The organism is Paenibacillus sp. FSL E2-0151, from assembly GCF_037993015.1.
Taxonomy (GTDB): domain Bacteria; phylum Bacillota; class Bacilli; order Paenibacillales; family Paenibacillaceae; genus Paenibacillus; species Paenibacillus amylolyticus.
Map to the genome: position 1 here is coordinate 6103889 of NZ_CP150308.1, position 25966 is coordinate 6129854.

At 54.1% G+C, this 25966-nt stretch carries 4 protein-coding genes; all 4 read right to left on the reverse strand.

The window, feature by feature from the left end; all coding sequences use genetic code 11:
* Nucleotides 1-58: 58 nt before the first annotated feature.
* A complete protein-coding gene (locus MHI55_RS27255; protein WP_340387683.1) occupies nt 59-18952 on the reverse strand; it encodes a non-ribosomal peptide synthase/polyketide synthase in 18894 nt (6297 codons plus the stop codon).
* 85 nt (nt 18953-19037) lie between these two features.
* Nucleotides 19038-20771 carry an ABC transporter ATP-binding protein gene (locus MHI55_RS27260; protein ID WP_340387685.1) on the reverse strand — a complete coding sequence of 578 codons (1734 nt, stop codon included), beginning with the start codon at nt 20769-20771 and terminating at the stop codon, nt 19038-19040.
* Nucleotides 20768-22594, reverse strand: coding sequence for an ABC transporter ATP-binding protein (locus MHI55_RS27265; protein WP_340387688.1), 1827 nt, complete (start codon nt 22592-22594; stop codon nt 20768-20770). Before MHI55_RS27265 ends, MHI55_RS27260 begins: the two co-directional genes overlap by 4 nt.
* Nucleotides 22584-25862, reverse strand: coding sequence for a non-ribosomal peptide synthetase (locus MHI55_RS27270; protein ID WP_340387690.1), 3279 nt, complete (start codon nt 25860-25862; stop codon nt 22584-22586). The genes MHI55_RS27265 and MHI55_RS27270 overlap by 11 nt, the downstream gene beginning before the upstream one ends.
* Nucleotides 25863-25966: the final 104 nt, after the last annotated feature.

Here is a 25966-nt window from a genome sequence, read left to right on the forward strand (position 1 = left end):
CGGCTTCTATGACTTGACTTTAAACTCGTCTGCAACGATTGGCAATTTCTTCTAAGAATTAGAAAATAATATCAATAGCCTCTAGCTCATCTTGCTCCTGTTCAGTTTGGCCGTTCAGGGAAATATCCTTTAACATCACCGAAGGTTGTTCGCCAATTTGGTTGATAATCACGAGCAAGTCCTGAGCGAAATTGTCGATCAGATTGCGCGTAAACAACTTCGTCGCATATTCAAACTGCCCGTTCATTCCCTCATCCAGCAACGAAATGACCAAGGTAAGGTCAAATTGAGCAACCGCATGCGTTTCCGGATAAGATTCGATCTGGATATCCCCGAAGCTTTGAACGTTATCTTCCTTCGTTTCCAGTGCAAACATGACATCAAATACAGGATTGCGGCTTTGATCTCGCGGCACCTGCAGCTTTTTCACAAGCTCTTCAAACGGATAATCCTGGTGGTCGTAGGCCCCCAGCATCGTTTCTTTGACTTCGTTCAAGTAAACAAGGAACGTCTTCTCCCCGGATGGATAATGACGAATCGCCAACGTGTTGACAAACATTCCGATGAGCGGCTCCAGGTCGGCATGTGTGCGGCCTGAAACCGGTGTGCCTACAATGAAGTCTTCTTGTCCCGAGTACTTGCTGAGCAGGATTGAATAGGCCGCCGATAACACCATATATAGGGTAGCACCGTTCTCATCGGCAATGCGCTGCAAGTTGTCAGTCATCTGCTTGTCGATACTGAAAGGCAACTCATCTCCCTCAAAGCTGCGAGCGGCAGGTCTGACAAAGTCCGTAGGTAGCTCAAGCGTTGGCAGTTCACCTTCCAGCATGTCCAGCCAGTAGGCTTCCTGGCGTTTCAGCCGTTCTTTTACAGGTTCGGACTGCTGCCAAGTGGCAAATTCCTTGTATTGAATCCGAAGCGGTTCCAGCGTCTCACCGTTATACAGGCGTAGCAGCTCTTCGATGAAGATACCCATCGACATGCCATCCGTGACGATATGATGAATGTCCAGCATAAGCAGATGACGTTCCGCTTCCCATTCAACTAAGCCCACACGCAGCAGCGGCGGCCGCTCCAAATCAAAGACACGTACAAAGGCATCCGCAATGCTTTTCGTTTCACTTTCCGTCGCCTTTGTATACTCGACGGCAAACTCCAAGTCCGAATAAATCCGTTGTAACGGTTCGCCGTCGACCATTTCGAAGCCGGTTCGCAAAACTTCGTGACGAGCGATTAATCCTTTGAGCGCCGCCTCGAATTGATTCCGCTCCAAGCGCCCGACGAGAACCGTCATGCCGGACATGTTGTAACTAAGCTCGGCCCCTTCCATCTGCTGCTGGATGTACAGCCGCTTTTGCACAGAGGAAAGCGGATAATACTCCCTTTTATCCAGAACCGGAATGGAAAGAAACTCCTGCTGCTCCAATCGGCTAATCACTTCAGCCATCGCTTCAATAGTCGAGTACCGGAATACATCGCGCAGTGGCAGGTCCACGTGCAGCTCCTTGTGCACCTTGCTGACCAGCGTCGTCGCCCGTAGCGAGTGACCGCCGAGGTCGAAGAAGTTGTCCGTCACACCAATCGTAACTGACCCAAGCACGTCCTGCCAGATGGAGACCAGTTTCGTCTCCAGATCGGTGCGCGGCGCCACGTATTCGCGCCCTGCACTTGCTCCCTCTTCCGGCGCCGGCAGCGCTTTCCGGTCGATTTTCCCGTTTGGTGTAAGAGGTAAATGCTCCAGCTCCACAAAGTACGACGGGATCATGTAACCCGGCAGCTCGCTGGAGATCGCTCGTTTCAGGTCGGCTGCCGTCAGATCGATATCCATTGTGTAGTATGCGCACAGCGCCTTTTGCTCGTTCGCATCACTTCGAACCAGCACCACCGCTTCGCGTATACCTACCACCCGCAGCAGCTGCGACTCAATCTCACCCGTTTCGATCCGGTAGCCCCGGATTTTCGCTTGATTGTCGATCCGGCCGATGAAATCCACGTTGCCGTCCTCCATCCACCGCGCCAAATCTCCTGTGCGGTACAGTCGCTCACCTACGATAAACGGACTATCTACAAACTTCTCTTCCGTCAGCTCGGGGCGGTTCAAGTACCCACGTGCTACCCCAACGCCGCCGATGACCAGTTCGCCCAACACACCGACTGGAACAGGATTTAGATGTGCATCCACGATGTAAAACTTCGCATTCAACCACGCTTTGCCAATCGGCACATGGCCTGTCTGCGGCAGTTTCGCCAATTCTTCGTCATAGAAACTGGAGTCAATTGCCGCTTCCGTCACACCATAGGCGTTAATGATGCGGAACGACGAGCCAAACCGCTCCTGCAAGGTACGGTAATCCGCTACACTGCAGCTGTCCGAGCTTGTGATCAACAGCTCCATACCGCTTAACTTTAGCCCCTGCTCATGCACGTATTCCATAAACGGCACGATTAGTGCTGGTGTTGATTCAAAGATCGTCACTTGCTCCTGCTCTATCCAGTGGTGCAGACGAGACGGATCAATCCGGTCGTCCTTCGGTACAATGACCATGGTGCCTCCGTTATACAACGTGCGTGCGATATCGCCCACGAAAACATCAAACGAGAAGCTTGCGAGTTGCAACAGTCGCACCGGGAACTGATCCAACCGGTATTCCCGTCGGTAGCCCGCTGCCGTGTTCACTAGGCTGCGATGCTCGATCATCACGCCTTTTGGCTTGCCCGTCGTTCCCGACGTGTAGATGACGTACGCCAGATCCTCCGGACGGGCTTCATGGAAGCTGTCCATACCGACAACATCAACATCATTTGGATGACTCTCGCCACCACCGTTCACAGCCCCCGTTAGCTTGCCGTTGACTCGATCGGGAGCACTGTTGGAGCCTTGGCCAAAGTCCATTGGCACATTGCTTCGTTCCTCGCTGTATGACGTTTCGTCGTCGAGATACAGCACCGTCGCCAGTGCCAGTTCCTCTTCACCGAGCCAGGCTTCGGCACGCTCTCGCAGCGGCGTTTGCGTCAGCAGCACCTTCGCTCCGCTGTCTTCGAGCATGAACCGCACACGGTCTGCCGGATAATCCGGGTCGAGGGGTACATACGCCCCGCCTGCTTTCCAGACGGCCAGCACGGCCACCAACAGGTCCACCGAACGCTCGGCGAGAATGCCAACGATTGACTCCCGGCCGATGCCGCTTGTGCGCAGCGTGGCCGACAGGCGGTTCGCCCGCTCGTTCAGCTCCGCATACGTCAGCCGATCGTTTTCGTAAACGACAGCTTCGGCTTCCGGCGTGTGTTCCGCCTGTTCCTCGAACAGTCGATGGAACGCTGCCATAAGAGCCTCTTCCGGTTGCGCAGGGTTAAACGCGCCGACAATCTGCTCTTTTTCCTCTGCCGTTAACAAGTTCAGCTCGGCAATAGTCGCCGACGGGTTGCAGAGAATGGATTCAAGCAGCTGCAAGTAGTGAACAGCCAATTTCTCCACCGTTTCGGTTTTGTATAGAGCTGTGGCGTATTCAAACAGATATTCCAAGCCGTCCTCAATCTCCGTAACGTCCAAGCTGAGATCGAATTTGGAAACAATTTCTTCGCTGGCATACGTCGACAAATGCAGTCCCGGAAGCTGGATTTCCACATTTTCTGTATTCTGCAAAGCAAACATCGTATCGAACAGTGGATGACGGCGTAGATCACGAGCCACGTTTACCTTATCCACCAGTTCCTCAAACGGATAATTCTGATGTTCAAAAGCACTCAGCGTTGTCTCCTTGATCTCCTTCAAGTAGTCAAGGAACGTTTTACCGGCAGCCGGGTAACTTCGGATGGCCAAAGTATTAACGAACATCCCGATCAGCGGTTGAACGTCGCTATGATTTCTGCCCGCAATCGGCGTACCTACCACCACGTCTTCCTGACCTGAATATTTATGCAGGAGCACGTTATATGCCGCAAGCAAAACCATGTAAAGCGTTGCGCCGTTTTCAGCTGCAAGCCGTTTCAGACCTTCGCTTTTCTCAATATTCATAAACAATTGCAGCGTGCGGCCCTCATAGCTCTGCATAGCCGGGCGCGGATAGTCCGTCGGCATTTCCAGAACTGGCAGTTCTCCGCGGAACATGTCAATCCAGTAGGCTTCCTGCTTGGCAAGCTGCGTTTTCTGCTCGTCCGATTGCTGCCATACTGCATAATCTTTGTACTGAATGCGGAGTGGCTTGAGCGGCTCCCCACTGTACAAGTGCACAAACTCTTCGATCAGTACGTCCATTGAAACGCCGTCCGATACGATATGATGTGTATCGAACATCAGGATGTGCCGGTCCGGCGCGAGTTCGGCAATGCCCACCCGCAGAAGTGGCGGCTTCGCTAGATCAAACGCACGAACAAATTGGCGCACCGTTTCTTCCGCCTGCTCCCCGCTGATCTGCACATATTCCACCTGGAAGGTGACTTCTTCGTAAATCCGCTGAACCGCTTCGCCCTCAACCATCTCAAAGCCGGTACGCAGCGTTTCATGACGAGCTACAAGCCCGCGGAATGCTTCTTCAAACTGCTGCCGGTTGAGCTGCCCTTCGAGCAGCATAGCTCCTGGTATGTTGTAGCTCAGCTCGCCTCCTTCCAGCTGGTTCAAGATATAGAGACGTTTCTGCGCAGAAGAGAGCGGATAATACTCGCTAGGTTCCGCAGCCGGAATAGCCATAAACGAGCCGATCTCCAAATGCTCCATAGCCACAGCCATTTCCTCAACTGTCGAGTAGCGGAATACGTCGCGAAGCGGGAATTGGGCGCCCAGCTCCTTATGCATTTTGCTGACAAGTGTTGTCGCCCGCAGGGAGTGTCCTCCGAGGTCGAAGAAGTTGTCCGTTACGCCTACCGCCTTCTCCCGAACAAGCACTTCCTGCCAAATGACGGCCAGTGTTGCCTCCAGTTCGGTGCGCGGTGCCACGTATTCGCGGCCTCCGCCTGCTCCCCCTTCCGGCGCTGGCAGCGCCTTCCGGTCAATTTTCCCATTTGGCGTTAGAGGCAATTGCTCCAGTTCGACGAAATACGACGGAATCATGTATCCCGGTAGCTCGCTGGAGATCGCCCGTTTCACATCTGCCGCCGTCAAGCCTTTTTCCACTGTATAATAAGCGCACAACGCTTTCTGCCCTTCTTGATCTTCCCTGACAACAACGACCGCTTCCTTCACGCCACCTACACTCAGCAACTTTGCTTCGACTTCGCCCGTCTCGATCCGGTAGCCCCGGATTTTTGCCTGGTTATCGATCCGCCCGATGAAGTCCACGTTGCCGTCCTCCATCCACCGCGCCAAGTCTCCTGTGCGATACAGTCGCTCACCAGCGGTGAAAGGACTGTCTACAAACTTCTCATCCGTCAGCTCTGGACGGTTCAAGTACCCGCGCGCCACACTGACTCCGCCGATAACCAATTCGCCCAGCACGCCGACTGGCACCGGGTTCAGATGTGCATCCACGATGTAAAACTTCGCATTCAACCACGCTTTGCCAATCGGCACATGGCCTGTCTGCGGCAGTTTCGCCAACTGCTCGTCATAGAAACTGGAGTCAATTGCCGCTTCCGTCACGCCGTAGGCGTTGATGATGCGGAACAACGAGCCAAACCGTTCCTGTAAGGTCCGGTAATCTGCCACACTGCAGCTGTCCGAGCTTGTAATCAACAGCTCCATACTGCTTAACTCTAGCCCCTGCTCATGCACGTATTCCATAAACGGCACGATCAGTGCCGGCGTTGATTCAAAGATCGACACTCGCTCCCGCTCTATCCAGTAGTGCAGACGAGACGGATCAATCCGATCGTCCTTCGGTACAATGACCATCGTGCCGCCGTTGTACAACGTCCGCGCGATATCGCCCACGAATACGTCAAACGAGAAGCTGGCGAGCTGCAACAGCCTTACCGGGAACTGATCCAACCGGTATTCCCGCCGGTAACCCGCCGCCGTGTTCACTAGACTGCGGTGCTCAATCATCACGCCTTTTGGCTTGCCCGTCGTTCCCGACGTGTAGATGACATACGCCAAGTCCTCAGGACGGGCTTCATGGAAGCTGTCCATGCCCACAACATCAACATCATTTGGATGGCTCTCATTACGGTCGTTCACAGCACCCGTCAGCTCGCTGGAGATCAGACCTGAAACCATGCTGGAGCCTTGGCCGAAGTCCATTGGTGCATTCGCTCGATCTTCGCTGTATGACGTTTCGTCATCGAGATACAGCACCTTCTCCAGTGCTAGTTCCTCTTCGCCGAGCCAGAATTCGGCACGCTCTCGCAGCAGCGTTTGTGTCAGCAGTACCTTCGCTCCGCTGTCTTCCAGCATGAACCGCACGCGGTCCGCCGGATAATCCGGGTCAAGCGGTACATACGCCCCTCCCGCTTTCCAGACGGCCATCACGGCCACCAGCAAATCGACCGAACGCTCGGCGAGAATGCCAACGATGGTCTCCCGGCCTATTCCGCTTGCACGTAGCGTGGTCGACAGGCGGTTCGCCCGCTCGTTCAGCTCCGCATACGTCAGCCGATCGTTCTCGTATACGATGGCCTCCGCTTCCGGCGTGCGTTCCGCCTGTTCCTCGAACAGTCGATGGAACGCTGCAACAGGAGCCATTTCCGGCTGCACCGGATTAAACGCGCCGACAATTTCTTCTTTTTCCGCCGCCGTCAAAAGCTCTAACTCATGTACACGAACATTCGGATTAGCCGCAACCTGCTCCAATGCACGGGCAAAATGACCGTGGATCTGCCTGATGTCATGTTCTCTGAACGTCAGTGCGTTGTACGTAAACCGAAGCAAAATACGCTCTTCCGGAATGACCGTAATGTCCAGATCGTAGTTCGTTTGTTCCGGCGATTGGATATTAGCGATTTTCAGCGCTTCTTGGCCTCCGCCGACAACCTGCTCAATCTGTTCTTCCATCGGATAATTTTCAAAGACCATAATATGGTTGATCAAGTCGCGCTTTTGCTCGCTCAGCGACTGAATTTCGAACAGCGGGAACGTTTCGTAAGCTCCCGATGTCAGCGCTTGATCCTGGGTTTTTCTCAAAATATCGGCTACCGTCTCCTCGGCTTTACCTTGAATACGGACGGGGATCGTATTAATAAACAGACCGATCATGCTTTCGATACCCGGAATCTCCGCTGGACGCCCGGATACGACGGAGCCAAATACAACATCATCGCTGTTGTTGTATACCTGCAGAACCAGTCCCCATACGGTCTGCATGAATGTATTAAGCGTCACCTGATGCTGGCGCGCCACCCGCTCGATTTGCCCAGTCAGTTCCTTGCTGAGTTCCACATCGATCTCAGCCATTTCAAAAGTATGCTGTTTCACCTGCGTTCTCTCCTGCGGCAGCTTGGTCTGCTGATCGTAACCCGCCAAATACTCCGACCAGTAACCCGAAGCTTTTGCGGCATCTTGAGCTTCCAGCCATTCGATATACCGAGAGTACGAGGTAACCGGAGGAAGCTCCAGCGTCCGTTGCTCCTGGAACGCGAAGTAGGTGTCGAACACTTCCTTGATCATTAAAGACATGCACCAGCCGTCCAACAAAATGTGATGGTGACTCCAGATCACTTGGTAGGACTCGTCGCCCGTACGCAAAACTGTAACGCGCATCAGCGAGCCTTGGGCCAAATCGAACTTGTTCGCTTTATCCGCGCTGACAAAATCGGCTATCGTCTTCTCCGGGTGTTCATCTCTTGCCGAGCGAATATCTTCAAAGTACACTTCACACTTCCGCTCGCGGAATACCACTTGAATCGGCTCGTCTCTCCAGCCGGTAATAAAATTGGTCCGCAGCGCCTCATTTCGCTGTACCAGCGTATCCAATCCGCGGGTGAAGGCTTCCACATTCAGGCTTCCATACAGATCGAAGGTCACCTGTTCGAAGTAAGCTTCCGAATCGGCATCCAGCAAGCTGTGGAACAACATCCCTTTTTGCAGCGGAGTCAGGGTGTATACATTCTCCAGTTCGCCGAGTGCCGTCGTATGTTCTGACAGCCGCTCCAGTTCCTCCACCGTCACATCTTGAAGCAGTACGTCACTAGGTGTAAGCTCCGGCCGCTCTTTCGATACGCAATGGCTGATGACTTCACGCAAACTCGATTGAAGCAGGGTGCCCAGGCGCTCAACAGTCTCCCGTTGATACTGGGTTTCCCCATAACGGATCGTAAGTTCCAACACGCCTTCCGATACCACGCCGTTGATATCGAGGACATAATTCATCACAGCATTCGGGCTTGAATCGGAGCCCGGACTGAACGGAGAAGGCTGCGAGCCGCTGCTTTCGTAATCCTGGTCGAACTGACCCAGATAGTTAAAACTGATCTCCGGCTCTAAAGCAAAGCGCTCGCCGTCATGCGGCGCCGACAAATAACGCAGGATGCCGTAGCCGATTCCTTTGTTCGGAATGCGGCGCAAGTTTTCTTTCACCTGTTTCACCTGATGACCGAGCGCCTGGACGTGACCCGGCTCCAGAACGACAGGGAATTGGCTTGTAAACCAGCCTACCGTGCGTGTAATGTCCACATCCGGCAAAAGTTCTTCCCGACCGTGGCCTTCGAGATTCACCAGCACGCGTTCCCGACCGCTCCAAGCTTGTACCGCGAGGCCAAGCGCGGCAAGCAACAAATCGTTCATTTCCGTATGGTAAGCACGGTGTGCCTGCTTCAGCAGCTGTTCGGTTTCCTCCGCCGTCCAGCGGACGGTCACGAGCCTGCTGTCCTTCAGCTTGGATGTGCCTTGTTCAAAATCTTTCGGAAGCGGCTCATAGGTCAATTGCTCGATATGCTGCCAATACGCTCTCTCGCTTTCCATCGCCGGACCGTTCGCATAATCAGCGAGCTGTTTCGCCCACGTTTGGAATGAATCCGTTTTGAGCGGCAGACGGATCAGCTGCCCTTGCAGCGCCTGCTCATAGCCGGCAGCAAAATCCTCAAGCAGAATCCGCCAGGATACGCCGTCTACGACCAAGTGGTGGATCGCGATCAGCAGATGATCTCCATCCGCACAGCGGAACAAGCCGAGCTTCAGCAAAGGCCCTACCTGCAGGTCAATGCTGCGCTGAAGCTCGTTCGCCTTGGCTTCGATCGCCTGCGCGCAGTCCGTCATTCCGCGGAAATCGATCACTTCCAGGCTGTAGAGCTCGCCATCGCTTTCCGCGATGCCCCGGTTCCATGCCGCATACCCGCTCTCGGTCCGGCTGAAGACGAGGCGCAGCGCATCGTGATGCTCGGCCAGCTTCCGCACGGCCTGACGAAGCGCAGCTTCATCATAGCCTTCCTCCCGGTACAGCATCACCGCCTGGTTAAAGTGGTGCAGCTCGGTGAACGACTGCTCGAAGAACCAGCGCTGAATCGGCGTCAGCCCCGTCTCTCCCGTAGCTGCCACCTGATCGGCGCGTCTTAAGACCGACTGGAGATACGGGCTTAATTCCGCTACGGTCGGATATTTGAACAAATGCTTAATTTCCAGCTTGTACCCGGCCTGATATAGCCTGGACGACACCTGGATCGATTTAATTGAATCCCCACCGAGCTCGAAGAAATTGTCCATCACGCCGATCGGACGACCCGTTCCCAGCACCTTTTGCCACACCGCAACCAACGTCTGCTCCGCCGCCGTCCGGGGCGCCACGTATTCCGTTTCAACGAGCATACTGCTTTCCGGTGCGGGCAGCGCCTTGCGGTCGAGCTTCCCGCTGTGTGTGAGGGGCATCCGCTCCAGCTGCACGAAGTAGGACGGAATCATGTACGCAGGCAGATCCTCCGCCAGCGCGCTTCGCAGCTCGCTCGCCGCAAGCGGCTTGTCCGCCACGAAGTACGCGCAGAGCTGCTTCTGACCGGCTTCGTCCTCTCTGGCGATGACAACCCCCTCTTGGACGGACGCCGCTTTCAGGACCTGCGCCTCCACCTCGCCGAGTTCGATCCGGTACCCGCGGATTTTCACCTGATGGTCGATCCGGCCCATATACTCGATGTTGCCGTCCGGCAGCCATCTGGCCAGATCGCCCGTCCGGTACATCCGCCCGCCCGGCGCAAACGGACATTCTACGAATTTCTCCGCGGTCAGCTCGGGACGGTTCAAGTAGCCTCTAGCCAGACCTTCGCCCGCGATGCACAGCTCGCCCGGCACGCCGACCGGCTGTAGCGCTGTCGTCCCTTCCTTGACAATATGCAGCCGGATGTTCGAGATCGGCTTGCCGATCGGCACCGATACATACGCCTCTTCCGGTCCGCAATCGTAGTACGAGACATCAACCGTCGCTTCCGTAGGCCCATAAAGGTTGATCAGCTGCGCTTGATTCACGGATGACGAAATCCACTGCCAGAACCGGCTCACATGCGATGTCGCCAGCGCTTCCCCGCTTGCAAACACCCGTTTCAGCGAAGACAGCTTGTTACCCAGATCTTCGCTCGGCTGACGCTCGACATATTCGAGGAAGGCGTGCAGCATCGACGGCACAAAGTGCATCGTGGTGACGGCTTGCCGTTCGATCGTGTCCAGAATCGTCTCGGGATTCTTCTCTCCGCCCGGCGGCAACAAGCAAACTTTGGCCCCCGTCCAAGCCCACCAAAACAGCTCCCACACGGAAACGTCGAAGGTGATCGCCGTCTTTTGCAGAATCGTATCCCTGGAGTCAATCGGATAAGCATTCTGCATCCACAACAGCCGGTTGATCACCGGACGGTGCTCCACCATGACGCCCTTGGGGTTGCCTGTCGAGCCCGATGTGTAAATGACGTAGGCCAAGTGCTCCGGTCCGCTCGCTGGCTCCAGGTTCGAGCCGTCTTCGTCATACGCGAATGGATCGTTCAGATCGACGAGCGATAGACCGCCAAGTGGCTCTGTCCCGGCAAATGACGCGCTTTCCCGCAAATGGCTCTGAATCAGCAGCAGCCTAGCGCCCGAATCTTCGAGCATGTAGCGGATGCGCTCCAGCGGGAATTGCGGGTCGATCGGCACGTAGGCGCCCCCGGCCTTCAAGATCGCATAGATGCCCACGATCATCTCCAGCGAGCGCTCGGCCATGATCGCGATCGGCTGATCGGCCTGTGCGCCAGAGGCACGCAAGGATCTCGCCAGCCGGTTCGCCCGCTCGTTCAACTCCCGGTAAGTCAGGCTGCTGTCCTCATAGACAACGGCCACTTGCTCCGGCGTTTGCTCTGCTTGCTCCTCGAACAGCTCGTGGATCGTTCTCTCTCTCCACGACTCATCCACTTCCAAGCCTGGACCCTCTGAGGCGGATTGCTTCGCCAGAGTCGAAGACGACACGGCAAACCCGACCAGCAAATCATGCTTTTCGCTATCCTTCAAGATATTCAAATCCGAGATCCTCGCACCCGGCTGAGCCAGGATCGATGCCAAAAGCTGCTCGTAATGACCCGCCAGCCGTACCATCGTTTCCTGTTTAAACAACGAGGTAGCGTACTCGATCTTGCAAACCAACTCGTTACCCTCTTCCACGATATCCAGGCTAAGATCAAACTTTGCTCTCTTTTCCTCGATGTCAAACAGCGACCATTGCAAGCCTTCTAGGGCTAAATCCAGGCTTTCGTGCTTTTGCAAAGAAAATATGGTGTCAAACAGCGGATTCCGGCTTAAATTCCGGCTCACCTGAAGAGCTTCCACCAGCTCCTCGAACGGATAGTCCTGGTGCTCGTAGGCTCCAATCGTCGTTTCCTTCACATCCTGCAAGTAATCCAGGAACGTCTGCTCTGCCGTCGGACCCAAGCGAAGGGCCAGCGTATTGACAAACATGCCGATAATCGGTTGCAGGTCGGCGTGAGAACGAGCGGCAATCGGAGTGCCGACTACGATATCTTCCTGTCCCGCGTATTTATGAAGCAATACGGAGTAAGCAGCCAGCAGAAGCATGTACAGCGTCGCCCCCGAATCTCCGGCAAGCCGTTTTAGAGCTTCGCTTTTCTCCGCATCCAGCGCAAACGTGAGCGTTTGACCGTCAAACTGCCGGACGGCTGGGCGGGAAAAATCAAGAGGCAGCTCAAGAACCGGAAGCTCGGAGCTGAATACCCCGCGCCAGTATTCCTCCTGCCGTTTGATACGCTGACATTGCTCGTCGGATTGCTGCCAAACGGCGTAATCCTTGTATTGAACCCGCAGCTCCGGCAATTCTTCCCCATTGTAAAGCCCCACAAATTCGTGTAGCAGCACGTCCATGGAAAGACCGTCGGAACCAATATGATGCATATCCAGCGCAAGCAGGAATTTCTCTTTCTCAAGTATGATCAGCAGGGCGCGCAGCAAAGGCGGCTGGGTCAAGTCAAAGGGCTGAATGAAGCCTTCCAGAATGGCCGCGACCTGATCTTTCCTTGCTTGAAGCTTCTCGACCTTGAAATCTACGAGCGGATGAATACGCTGAACCGGCTCTCCATTCACGATTTCAAAACCGGTGCGCAGCATATCGTGCCGGGCCACCAAAGTAGTCAGCGCCTTTTCCACTTTGGCCTCGTTCAAAGCCCCTTTCAATTGCAAGGCGCTCGGGATGTTGTAATTCAGCTCCGAGCTATCTAGCTGGTGCAGGACATACAGCCTTTTTTGCGCAGAGGAAACTGGATAGTACGCTTTCTCTTCCGCTTTTGGAATCGAGCTGTGCTGCGATTCTTTCAAGCTGGCAATAACCTCTGCCATCGATTCTACCGTCATATAGCGGAACACATCGCGCAGCGGAAGTTCAATGTTCATTTCCTTCCGAATCTTGCTGACAAGATTTGTCGCCCGCAAGGAATGCCCTCCGAGCTCGAAGAAATTGTCCAGGACTCCAATGCCGGAGTAACCCAGCACTTCCTCCCAGATTTTCACAAGCTGAGACTCCGTAAGGTTACGCGGCGCTACATATTCGACGCCCGTTTGCAAACCTCCTTGCGGCTCCGGCAGCGCTTTGCGGTCCACTTTTCCGTTAGACGTCAGCGGCATGCGCTCCAGCTGCACGAAATACGACGGGATCATGTATCCCGGCATTCCCTGTGCCAGCGAGGTTCTCATTTCGCTGACTGTCAGCGTCCGGTCTGCAACAAAATAGGCAACAAGTGCCTTCTCTCCCTCGTTGTCCTGACGGGCGAGCACCACCGCTTCTTCCACGCCCTCCACGTTCAGAAGTTGCGTCTCGATTTCATCCAGCTCGATCCGGTACCCGCGGATTTTGACCTGATGGTCGATCCGGCCGAGGTATTCAATGTTGCCGTCCGGCAGCCAGGCCGCCAAGTCGCCTGAGCGATACAGTTTTCCCCCCTCCGCAAACGGGGAATCAACGAACTTTTCCGCTGTCAAATCCGGTCGATTCAGGTATCCTCTCGCCAGGCCTTCACCGGCTACGTACATTTCGCCTGCTACGCCGATCGGTACAGGGCGGCGGTTTTCATCCAGAACGTACACGCTCAGCGTTGGGATCGGCTTGCCGATATTACTCTTCGCCGCTTCCATCTCGATCCATGTAATTTCCTTATACGTTACGTGAACCGTCGTTTCGGTAATACCGTACATATTGATCAGCCTTGTCTCCGGGTACTTTGTCTTAAAACCCTTGAGCAACAACGGACTGAGCGCTTCGCCGCCAAAGATGACGTTGCGAATCCGCAGATCGTACGCATGGTCTGCTAAAACCTCACGCAGCAGTTGGTAGAAATATGTTGGCGTCTGGTTCAAAATCGTGACCCGTTCGCGGCTCAGCAGTGCCAGGAACTCGGCCGGATTTTTTGCCGTAAGCGGCGGTACGATAACCAGCTTTCCTCCATTCAGAAGTGCTCCGTACATCTCCCAGACGGAGAAATCGAAGCAGAACGAGTGGAATAACGTCCACGTATCAGACGGCCCAAAGTCGAACAGGTTCTTGTCGTTGAACAAAAGACGCACGACGTTTTTATGCTCAATCAACGTGCCTTTGGGTTTGCCGGTCGTTCCCGATGTATAGATGACATAAGCCAAGTTACCCGGGCCAGAAATTGGCTCCAGATTCGAAGCGTCCAGTGCATCAGCGGAGTCCGCCCCTTTGTCGCCCCAAACGAAATCGTCCAATTCAAGGCGCGTTCCTGCGAAGTCGGTCTTCTCATGCAAATGCCTTTGAATCAGCAATAACGGTGCGCCCGAATCCTCAATCATGAAGCGTATGCGTTCCTCCGGGTAGTCGGGATCGACAGGCACGTAGGCTCCACCCGCTTTGAGAATCGCCAGAATGCCGACGACCATATCAAGCGAACGTTCGGCCAGAATCGCTACCAACTGATCCGCTTCGACTCCTGTCTCCCGCAGCTTACGCGCAAGGCGGTTGGATCGCTCGTTCAGTTCGTGGTAGCTCAACTGCCGCTCATTCATGACGGCGGCCACGTTATCCGGATAAAGCTTCGCCTGCTCTTCGAACAAGCCATGAATCGTCTGCTGACGCGGGTAGTCTGCCTCCGAATCATTAAAACCGCGCACCAGTTCACGGATTTCCTGCTCGGTTAGCATTTCCAGCGAAGCAATATCCCCTTCCGGCGCTGTTGCGATAGTTTCGAGTAGCTTGTCATAATGTCTGGCGAACCGCTCCGCGGTCTCCTGTTTATACAAAGCCGTAGCGTACTCCAACCGGCATTCGAGCTGGCCATCCAGTTCCGAAATGTCCAGAAGCAGCTCGAACTTAGACGTTCGGTTTTCCAACGGATAAAACGATTGCTCCAGCCCCTCGATGACAATTTGCTCATTCTCCGTATTTTGCAGGGAGAAGAACGTATCAAAGAGCGGATTCCGGCCGGTCGCGCGCGGAATGTGAAGACTTTCCACCAAATCTTCGAACAAATAATTTTGGTGTTCAAAAGCCCCGAGTGTGATTTCCTTCATTTCTTCCAGGTACTTAAGGTACGGCTTGGAACGCTCCGGATGGCTGCGAATGGCAAGCGTGTTGATAAACATACCTACGATTGGCTGCACTTCTTCTTGCGTTCTTCCGGCAATCGGCGTTCCCACGATCAGTTCTTCCTGACCCGAATATTTATGCATAAGGATCGAGTAAGCAGACAACAGCACCATGTACAGGGTCGTGCCCGTCCGTGCGGCCAGTTCTTTCAGCTTTTCCGTCCGTTCTTTCCCAATATCAAACTTCACGGTCCGGCCGTCAAAACTTTGCACCGCAGGCCGCGGGAAGTCCGTCGGCAGTTCCAATACAGGCAGCTCGCCCGACAGCTGTTCCAGCCAGTACTCCTTCTGCGGCTGGATCAACTGCCCGTAGGCTTCGGAATGCTGCCAAACGGCATAATCTTTGTATTGAATACGCAACGGAGCCAGCTCCTCACCACGATACAGGCGGCTGAACTCGTCGAAAAGCAATGCTGTCGAGATGCCATCCGAGACGATGTGATGCATATCAAACAACAGGATGTGGCGATCCTCGGCGACTTCGATCAGGCCGATGCGAAGAAGTGGCGGCTTAGTCAGATCAAACGGGTGATAGTATGCTTCCACCACATGGTCCACTTCTCCCTCGCTCGCCTGGAAATAGTCTACAGCAAACTCCACCTCGTCATAGATGCGCTGCACAAGCTCGCCTTGAACCTGCTCGATCCCGGTACGCAGCGTCTCATGGCGCTGAATCAACGCCCGGAATGCGTACTCTACGCGCGTGCGGTCCAGCTTGCCTTCGAGAAGAAGCGCCGCCGACATATTGTAGCTACGCTCGGCCGCGTCAAGCTGGCGCAGGACGTACAGACGCTTTTGCTCGGATGAAACCGGATAGTACTCGGTCTCTGCCGCCTTTGTAATCTCATAGGTTTCCTGCTGCTTTAAACCGCTAATTCTTTGGGCAAGCTGTTCGATCGTGGTGTAGCGGAAAACGTCCCGCAGCGGAACCTCGACTTGCAGCTCTTTTCGAATCTTGGAAACAAGCGCGGAGGCCCGCAAGGAATGACCACCCAGGTCAAAGAAATCGTCTTGGACTCCAACTCGCACAATACCCAGCACCTGCTGCCAAATAAGAGCAAGTCTTGTTTCCAGCGTTGTGCGAGGAGCCACATACTCACGGCCGGCTTCTATCTCTCCGGTCGGTTCAGGCAGCGCTTTACGGTCAATCTTGCCATTCGGTGTGAGCGGAAGCTGATCAAGAGACACCAGTCGGGCCGGGACCATATGGGCCGGCAGCTCTTGCTTCAATTGGGACAGCAGATCGCTCAGCTGCAAGGAAACATCCCCCGCCACGTAACCGCACAAATACTTTTGCCCCTGCTCATCCGTACGGTCAGTCACCACAGCCTGCTTGACCCCCGGGAAACTGAGCAGGGTCGTTTCAATTTCACCGAGTTCGATCCGGAACCCGCGAATTTTCACCTGATAGTCGATCCGGCCGATGAAGTCAACGTTGCCGTCTTCCAGCCAGCGGGCCAAATCTCCTGTCCGATACAGACGTTCTCCAGGCACAAACGGGCTGTCTGCAAACTTCTCGGTGGTTAGGTCCGGACGGTTCCAATACCCGCGCGCCACCCCGGCGCCGCCGATGACAAGCTCACCCGGAACCCCTACAGGAACCGGCTTTAACCCGGCATCGACAATGTAAAACCGGGCGTTCAGCCAGGCTTTGCCGATCGGCACATGACCCAACAATGGCAGCTTGTCCAGCGGCTCATCGTAAAAACTGCTGTCAATGGCCGCTTCGGTAACGCCGTAGCTGTTGATGATGCGGAATTGTCCGCCGAATCTTTCCTGCAGCAATCGGTAATCGGTGACACTGCAAGCATCCGAGCTGGTAATCAGCAAATGCATGGAGCTGACGTCCAGCCCTTCTTCATAAATATGCTGCATGAACGGTAGGATAAGCGCAGGTGTCGATTCAAATACCGTAATGTTTTGGTCCCGAATCCAGCCGTATAAGCGGTTCGGATCAATCCGGTCATCCTTTGGCACAATTACCATCGTTCCTCCGTTATACAGCGTCCGCGCGATGTCTCCAACGAACACGTCAAACGAGAAGCTCGCCAGTTGCAGCAACCGCACCGGGAACTGATCCAACCGGTACTCGCGGCGGTACGCATCCGCCGTATTCATGAGACTACCATGCTCGATCATGACGCCTTTTGGGCGTCCCGTCGTACCGGAGGTGTAAATCACATAAGCCAAGTCTTGTGGGGCACTGTCAGCAGATTCAAATTCCACGGCTGAGGTATCCCCGTTATACATCTGTTCATCGTCCATCGCATAGACTGCTTGAAGCTTCAGCCGGTCATCGGCCAGCCAACCTCCGGCCCCCTCCAACAGATGACGCTGCGTAAGCAGCACCGATGCTTCGCTATCGCTGAGCATGTACTCAATCCGCTCCGCAGGATAATCGGGGTCCAGCGGTACATAAGCTCCGCCGGCTTTCCATACGGCGAGCACACCGACCAGCAGTTCCACCGAGCGCTCCGCCCAGATCCCCGTAATCGTCTCCCTTCCCACGCCCTGTTCACGAAGGAGCGCAGCCAGCCGCTCGGCGCGTTTGTTCAATTCGCCGTAAGTCAGCTGTTTGTCCATGTAAACAACTGCCGGGTGATCCGGAATGTCTCGGGCAAACTTTTCGACATACCGATGAAACGCTATTCCCTCGCTCAGTGCTGCCACCGGCGGGTTAAACACGTCCAGAATACGGTGTCTCTCCTCATCGCTCAACAGAGAAATCTCGCGCACCCGCAGTTCGGGAGTCTCAAGAAACTGGTCCAAAACGGTTACATACTGCTCCATAATGCGATCAATCTCGGTCGTCTCGAACAGGCCGGTACGATAGGAAGCATGGAGAATGACATGGCCTTCATTCAGCATATGGTCGAAGCGCAGCAGTAGATCGTCCATCTCGTGTCTAGCAAAGTGAGCCTCCAGACGTACCTTGATTTCTTCGTACTCCACGATTTTCAAAGGCAGATATTCCAGAGACGTGCGGAACAACTCCGAAAGATCGTTGCGGCCGTGTTGTTCGCGTAAATCCTGGATCAATTGGTTATAAGGATATTTCTGATGCCGCAGATCCGCCGTATTTTCCTTGGAAACCGTTTGGATCAAGGAAAGCACGGACCCAACTGGATTCAGACTAATCCGCGTAGCCACGGTGCTGACGAACATACCGATCGTTTCTTTTTCCTTCTTGCTGGTGCGATTGGCAAACACCGTGCCGACTGGAACATCGGTGCTGTCGGTCAGCTTATACAATAAGACGTACATGCCGGACAAAAATAACGTATATAAACTAACCTGATATTGTTCGCTAAAAGCCAGAATGCGGTCATAGCGGGAACCATCCAAAGTGATGGAACGTTTATTCGATTCGCTGCCAATCGAGAATGGCGGAACCGATTTAATGCCGCTCGTTTCAGGCAAAGTGTTGTACTTGGTCAGCCAATATTCCTTGCCTTTTTGATAACGCTGCGATTGCTCATATTCATGCTCAGTTGAAATATAATCCAGATAGGATGGGGCCTGGTAACTCCTGAAGATGCCATTGCGAAGTTCCAGGTATTTTTCCATCACCGCATGCAGCAAAGCAGTGACGGACAAGCCATCGGCGATGATATGATTTATAGTCAAATTAAGCCATACTTGGCCGTTCGCAAAATGGATCATCGTAAATTGGTAGAGGTGTTCGTCGAACACACTGGCCGGTTTTTCGGTTACTTCTTTCACCCAAGCATAGAATTGTTCGGTCGTGCCTATTTCGAGGTGGCTTATCCTGGTTTGGACATTCTCCAGCTCTTCGAACCACTGCGTTGGATTTTGCATATCCCCGCTAATGCGGATTCGGAAAGCGTCATAGGTTTTGACAATCTCTGCCGCCGCTTGCTCAAGCAGCTTGGTGTCGATCTCGCCCGTAATCTGGTAGGTCGCGGAAAGCATCGTGATGGATGTGCCCGGATTCATAATTTCCATGAACCATATCCGGCGCTGGGCTTGCGTTAATCCATATTGCTTGTTCGTATTCTCTCTCACATCGACACACTCCCGTATTAGAGATTGTTTGTAGATAGGCTTTATACCTGAATATCAGCAGGAAGCCGCCCGCCGTAAAGCGGGTCTAGCCGTACAGCCGCGCGTAATAACCTCCGAGCGCCAGCAGGTCCTGATGGCGGCCCCGTTCCACGACCGTTCCTTGATTCATGACCGTAATCAAATCCGCATGTTCCACAGTGCTGAGACGATGCGCAATCAAAATGGTGGTGCGCCCCTTCATCAATACGTTCAGAGCTTGCTGTACCCAATGTTGGGATTCGTTATCCAATGCAGAAGTCGCTTCGTCCAGCAGGAGAATCGGGGCGTTTTTGAGAATCGCCCGGGCGATCGCAATTCGCTGCCTTTGTCCGCCTGACAACGACGCTCCTCTCTCTCCCACCGGCGTTTTATACTGTTCAGGAAGTTCCTGAATGAAATGGTGAGCGTACGCCGCTTTGGCCGCTTCCACCACTTCTTCATCCGTTGCATCCGGATTTCCATAACGGATATTTTCCTCAATCGTGCCTGTAAACAAAAACGGCTCCTGCGGAACGTATGCAATCTGCCTGCGGATTTCTTCCAGCGTGTAATGGCCGAAAGGTTTACCCTGAAGCAGGATATCTCCGCTGTCCACAGGATAAAAGCCGAGCAACAGCTTAATCAGCGTACTTTTACCGCTGCCGCTGGCTCCTACGATCGCAGCGACCTGACCAGGAAACACTTGCATTGACATGTCGACAAGTACCTTTTTATCTGCCTGATAGGAAAATTCCACATCGCGAAACTCCACCGCAGCCTCCGATACAAGCTCGCTACGAGAAGATCCCAGACGCTCCGGTTCCTCTTCCTCGCTTAGTACCTCTTGAATCCGGTGAGCGCCCGCGAGCGAATTTTGGGTCATCGACAGAACCATCCCCAGGTTCAACAAGGCGTGCGTCAGATTCACTTGCAAAACTGCCAGAGCGGCGACACTTCCCATTCCCATCAATCCGTAAGCATAAAGAAGACTGCCGATGACGATGATGCCGCAAAACGTGACGTAGCTGATAAAATGGTTCACCGCAGCCTGCATACCATTCTTTTTCGCAGTTTGCCGAAGCGTTTGCGTCATTTGTTCGTTCAACGCCTCGTACTGGCCGTAAATCGTGCGGATGCGAAACAGCTTCACAATTTGAATGCCGCCCATAAAATCTTTAAATTTTTCGGTCATTTTACCGAGTGTACGCAAGCCTTGTTCGGACAAAGCGCGGATATCCCGTGCAAATTTCAGGCTGACCAGAGAGGACAGCAGCAGAATGACGAAGGATACGCCAGCAAACCGCCAATCGATCACCGCCATAGAGACAATGGAGCCGATGCAGAAGACAACTTGAAGCAGCAAAACGAAGTAAACCTGCGAGAATGTAAACTCAACGGTCGTTACGTCGTTGTTCACCCGCGACAGCAAGTCCCCATGGTGGTTCTGCTCCAGGAATCTCGGCCGCACCCGGCACAGCTTGTCATAAAGACGTTTGCGGATATTCAGCACAGTCAGCTCGACACTGCGCTGGTATAAGTAAATGAACCAGGGAGAAATTATATTTTCCAGAAACAGGGCCACGCCCAAAATAACAAAAGCTTCCACCATCAGGGACGTATCTCGAGACACGGCGAAATCAACCAAGTTATGTACGACCAAGCTGAAGGCAATCAGAAACAATGTCTGGGTGAGCGCCGTTACAGCAAGGCCAATCGCGTACTGGGTTTTGCGCTTGCGGTTCATAAACGTGAGCAAGTAGCCGAGTTCTTTCACTTGTGATAGCCTTCCGCCCTTTTTCATGTGTACGACACCTCCCTGCGTTCGGCAGACTCGGTAAACTCCTGGTAATACGACTGGGCGTACAGTCCCTTCCTCTCGAGCAATTGTTCATGAGTGCCCTTTTCGACAATACTTCCTTGTTCCATAACCCAAATTTCATCGGCGTTTTGTACCGTAGAAAGCCGGTGGGCAATAACCATGGTCGTTCTCTGCTTCATCAATACGCCCAACGCTTCCTGAACCGCGCTTTCCGACTCCGGATCAAGTGCCGATGTGGGCTCGTCCAACAGCAGAACGGGAGCATCCTTCAGAAACGCCCGAGCCATTGCAATGCGCTGGCGTTGCCCACCGGACAAAAACCCGCCGCGCTCTCCGACATACGTCTGGTAACCGTCCTCAAGCTGCATAATGAAAGAATGAGCCTGAGCGGCTTTGGCGGCTTCGATAATCTCGTCCATCGACACTTCTTCCCGCCCATAGCCGATATTTTCGGCGATCGTACCGCTAAACAAATATGAATCTTGGGTTACCACGGAAAAATGCGACCGAAGCTGCTCTGGATCTGCACCGTGGATCAGGCTTCCGAACACGCGGATCTCGCCCTGATCCTCCGGAAGTGGATAAAAGCCGCATACCAGCTTAAACACCGTGCTCTTTCCTCCGCCGCTCGCTCCGACAAGCGCAATCATCTTGCCTTCCGGCACCGAGAAGTTAACATTCCGCAGAATCGGGGAATTCTCTTCATACCCGAAGGTTACGTTCTGAAACTGGATGGGGGCGGCGCTCGCTTTTGGAAGCAAACGGCCATTTTCCGTTTCGGTCGGCTGCTCGACGATTTCGGAGACCCTTCTCAGGGCACCGGTCATTTCGAACGTGCGCGTGATGAGCTCGGGAATATGCTCCAGCGGCTCCAGACACAGATTAAGCAAGTACAGGAAGGCGATCAGTTCTCCCGCGCCTAGCTGCCCGTTGTAGATCAAATAGCTTCCGTAACTGACGGCGAAAATGATCGGGCTAATCATCAGCGTAGAAAGCAGCGGGTTGACCCAGGCTTCCCGCTTTTTCACGGCCAGCTTTTTTTGAGCCGTCAATTGCAGCAGCACTTGGTAGGAGCGAGATAACATACCGGATAGCAGGTAGCTTTTTACAATAGGCATCCCCCCAAGCGTATCCTGGAGGTTGACGTTCATTCGGCCCATGTTCGCCTGGGCTTCCTCCGTCAACTGTTCCAACTGCTTGCCGATCCATTGGGAAACCAGCAGTGCTACGGGAAATAACAGCAGGCTGTACAGCATCAGCTCCCATTGGAGATACATCAAATAAGCGAAACAGCCGATAAATAATAGCGGATGATAAAACCACTGGGCGAGGTCCCGAATCATAAATTGCTGGATGAGCTGCAGATCGTTGTTGATCCGCGACAACACGTCGCCGGAGTGCTGCTTTTCCAAATAGGGGACCGGGAGTTTGCCGATATGACGCATGACATGGTTGCGGATATCCTGCACCGCAGAGGCACTGCTTCGCTCCACACCAAAGCTCATGAAAAACTTCGCCGGCACACCGATCAAGATGACCACAAAGACCGTGTACACGATCTGCAGAACGATAGGCCCCGCCCCATTCTCGGCCTGTGTGGTCAGCTGCTCGACCAAACGTCCCGTCCATATCTCAATAACCGCGGCGGCAATTGCGGACAGGATACCGACGATCATCCAGCCTTTGTGACGGCTTACATAGGACATCAGCCAGCGGAACGCTTTCCAGGTGGCATAAGCGGTTCGGCGCTTGGAAGGCGCCGCTGTGCCTTGTCCTTGAACAGACGGCTGCCGGTCAGCTCCCATGCAGGACCCCTGCCTCCGCTTCGATCTGCTGCTTGATTTGCACTAAGATGTCACGGATGACAACGGCCGTTTCGTCCACGCGCGTGAGTTCCAGTAACTCCTCGTGTGCGCCCTCAAGCCGGTAATCGGCGTAAGCTTGCGTCGTTGCCCTCTGCCAAGACGGCAACTGGTGCTCCAGGCGGAACGCTTCACTGTCCTTCGCAATCAGTTCGTAAATCCGGGCAGTTATCGTTCCTGAATTAATAAGCTGCGCTTCGTACGTCAAGGTGGCTTTGATCTTCCGATGAACACGCTCCCGCACGAGCGGATTGCTCATTAATTCCTTCTCTTCTTCGTCGAAATCCGCAAGCATCTCTTCAAGCTCTTTCTCAGACGTTTCATAAGGTGTGAGTGTGTCCTTAATCCACGAGTCCACCATGAGCACGTCCGTTACGGAATACCCTCTTCTTTCCATCGATTTGGCTACCTCGAACGTCAGGTTGCCTCCGAAGCAGTAACCGAGCAACACGTAGGGTCCTTCAGGCTGGATACGAACAATCTCATCCACATAACGGTTCAGCATGGCCTCGTAATCGATGACATCGTCGATAAAATCAATGCCGTAAAGCACGAATCGGCCGTCTAGTCTGCTTGCAAGCTCTCGGTAACCGATGCCGAAGCCGCTGCCTGGAGGGAAGCAGAACACGTTCAGATCCCCTGTTTTATTTAGCTTAATGAAGGAGTCTCCCCCTTTATCCAGACCCAGATCCTCCTCTCCAAAAGCCATGGCTTCAACGGTTACATGATGGAATTGGCGATTCAGCGGTATCTCGATGCCCGTTTCATCGTAAACGGCTTGAACGAGCCTAATCAGACTTAAGGAATTGCCTCCCAGCTCAAAAAAGTTATCCTTTACGCCGACCTGTGGAATGCCAAGTGTATCCTGCCAGACACGGGTGATCTTCATCTCGAGCAGTGTTCTCGGCGCAACATATTCCGTTCCTCCAGTGGCGGCTTCCTCTGGTGCGGGTAGCGCTTTGCGGTCGATTTTCCCGTTCGGGGTCAGCGGCATCCGCGAAAGCTGCACGAGGTACGAAGGAATCATATATCCCGGAAGCTGCTTGGCGAGCTGCTCCTTGAGTTCATGCGCCGCCAGCCTCGTTTCCGCAACGTAATAAGCGACAAGCTGCTTATGGCCGTTCGCGTCGTCGCGGGCGAGCACCACCGTTTCTTGCATGGCGGCGATCTTCAGCAGCTGCTCTTCAATCTCGCCGATTTCGATCCGGTAGCCGCGGATTTTCACCTGATGATCGATCCGCCCCCGGTATTCGATGTTGCCGTCCGGCAGCCAGCGGGCGAGATCTCCCGTCCGGTAAAGGCGTTCTCCCGGCACAAACGGATGTTCCACAAACTTCTCTGCCGTTAGCTCCAGATGGTTCAAGTAACCTCTCGCAAGCCCTACGCCTGCCACGCATAACTCGCCGTCCACTCCCGGAGGCACAAGCTGCAGGTGGGCATCCAAAATAAAAATCCGGTGATTGGACAGCGGGCGCCCGATCGGAATAACTCTGCGCTCCGGCTGCTGCTCATCCGCATCCCAAAGCGTCGTAACAATCGAAGCTTCGGTAGGCCCGTAAGCATTGAAATAGTGGACCTTCTCCTTCCACTGCTGTACAAATTCGGCCGATACCGCCGAACCTCCCGTTACAAGCTTCGTTAAGCTGGGAAGGCGGTCCGGGTTCAAATATGCGCTGTACGTCGGAGGCAAAATCGCCGCCGTAATCGCATGCTCGTTCATATAACTCTCGAACAGCCGGTTGTCGAGAATCGTCTCGGCCGTCGGGATGTACAAAGTTGCGCCAAAATAGAGCGCTTTGAACACTTCCCAGCAGGACGCGTCGAATGACAGGCTGGCGAATTGAACGATCCGGTCATGCTCCGTGATGCCAAGCCTGTCCGCGAACATCAGCTTCAAGCTGACCAAACCACGATGCTCCAGCATGACCCCTTTGGGTTTGCCCGTCGTACCTGATGTATAGATGACATAAGCCAGATCATTCGGACCGCTGGCCGGCTCCAGATTCGAAGCATCCAGTACACCAGTGGATTCCGCCCCGCTATCGCCCCAAACAAAATCGTCTAATTCAAGGCGTGTTCCTTCAAAGTCGGTCTTCTCGTGCAGATGTTTTTGAATCAGCAATAACGGTGCGCCTGAATCCTCGATCATGAAGCGGATGCGCTCCTCCGGGTAGTCGGGATCGACAGGCACGAAGGCTCCGCCCGCTTTAAGAATTGCCAGAATGCCGACGACCATATCAAGCGAGCGTTCGACCAGAATCGCTACCAGCTGGTCTGCTTCTACTCCATTTTCCCGCAGCTTCCGCGCAAGGCGGTTGGATCGCTCGTTCAGCTCGCGGTAGGTCAATTGCCGCTCGTTCATGACGACGGCCACGTTATCCGGGTGATGCTCCGCCTGTTCTTCGAACAAGCCATGAATCGTTTTCCCCCGCTCGAACTCGGTTTCGGTGTCATTAAATCCCTTGAGCAGCATCTCCCTCTCGACTGGGAATAGCATATCGACTTGTCCAAGCTCCAGATCTGGCTGAAATAAAAGCATGGACAGCAACCGAACAAGATGGTCGGCCGCCTGCTCCATAAATGCCCGCTCGTACCGCTGTCCGTCAAAGCTTATTTCCAGCTTGATGGAGTCGTTTTGGCGGTCGAAGCGAAAAACGGTATCAGCCGCCACACGGTTACCCAGCGGTTCCGGGTGAATCGGGGCGAAGGATGCGATGGTGTTGACGACCGGAAGGCCATGCCCCTTATAGCTCAGATGGAGCTGCTCCACCATTTTTCGAAAAGGCAGGTGCTGATGCTCCAGCGCCTCGCCGATGGAGCCTTTGATGCCCCCAAGCAGCGTTTTCAGCGTAGTCTGGCTGCTTACCGATGTCTTGATCACCAAGATGTCATGCGGCGGCGTCTCGCCCTGGTCTGCGCTATACGAAGGCATGCCGACCAGCACTTGGTCCCGCCCGGTATATTTGAACAGCAGGGTTTTTACTCCTGCCAAAACAATCATGTACAGAGCCAAATCCGAACCGCTGGCGAGGCCAATGATTCTCTCCGAGAGTTCGCTCGGGAGAGTACGGTGAAGCAAGTCCGGCTCTGCCGCAGCTTCGCCACCCACAGATAATTTGGAGGATTGACTGTAGGGAAGGAAGCTCAGGCTATCATCTGCGTCAAACTTGCCGCTCCAGTACCGTTCTTCCTTTTCAAATAACGATTTCATTCGTACCTCCCCTAAAAATGAAGTGACCGCATACCCCGACGCAGGTCCGAAAGAGCTTGCTTTCGGCCTGCGCGTTTACGGGCTTGCATGTTGTTCGCGTTTTC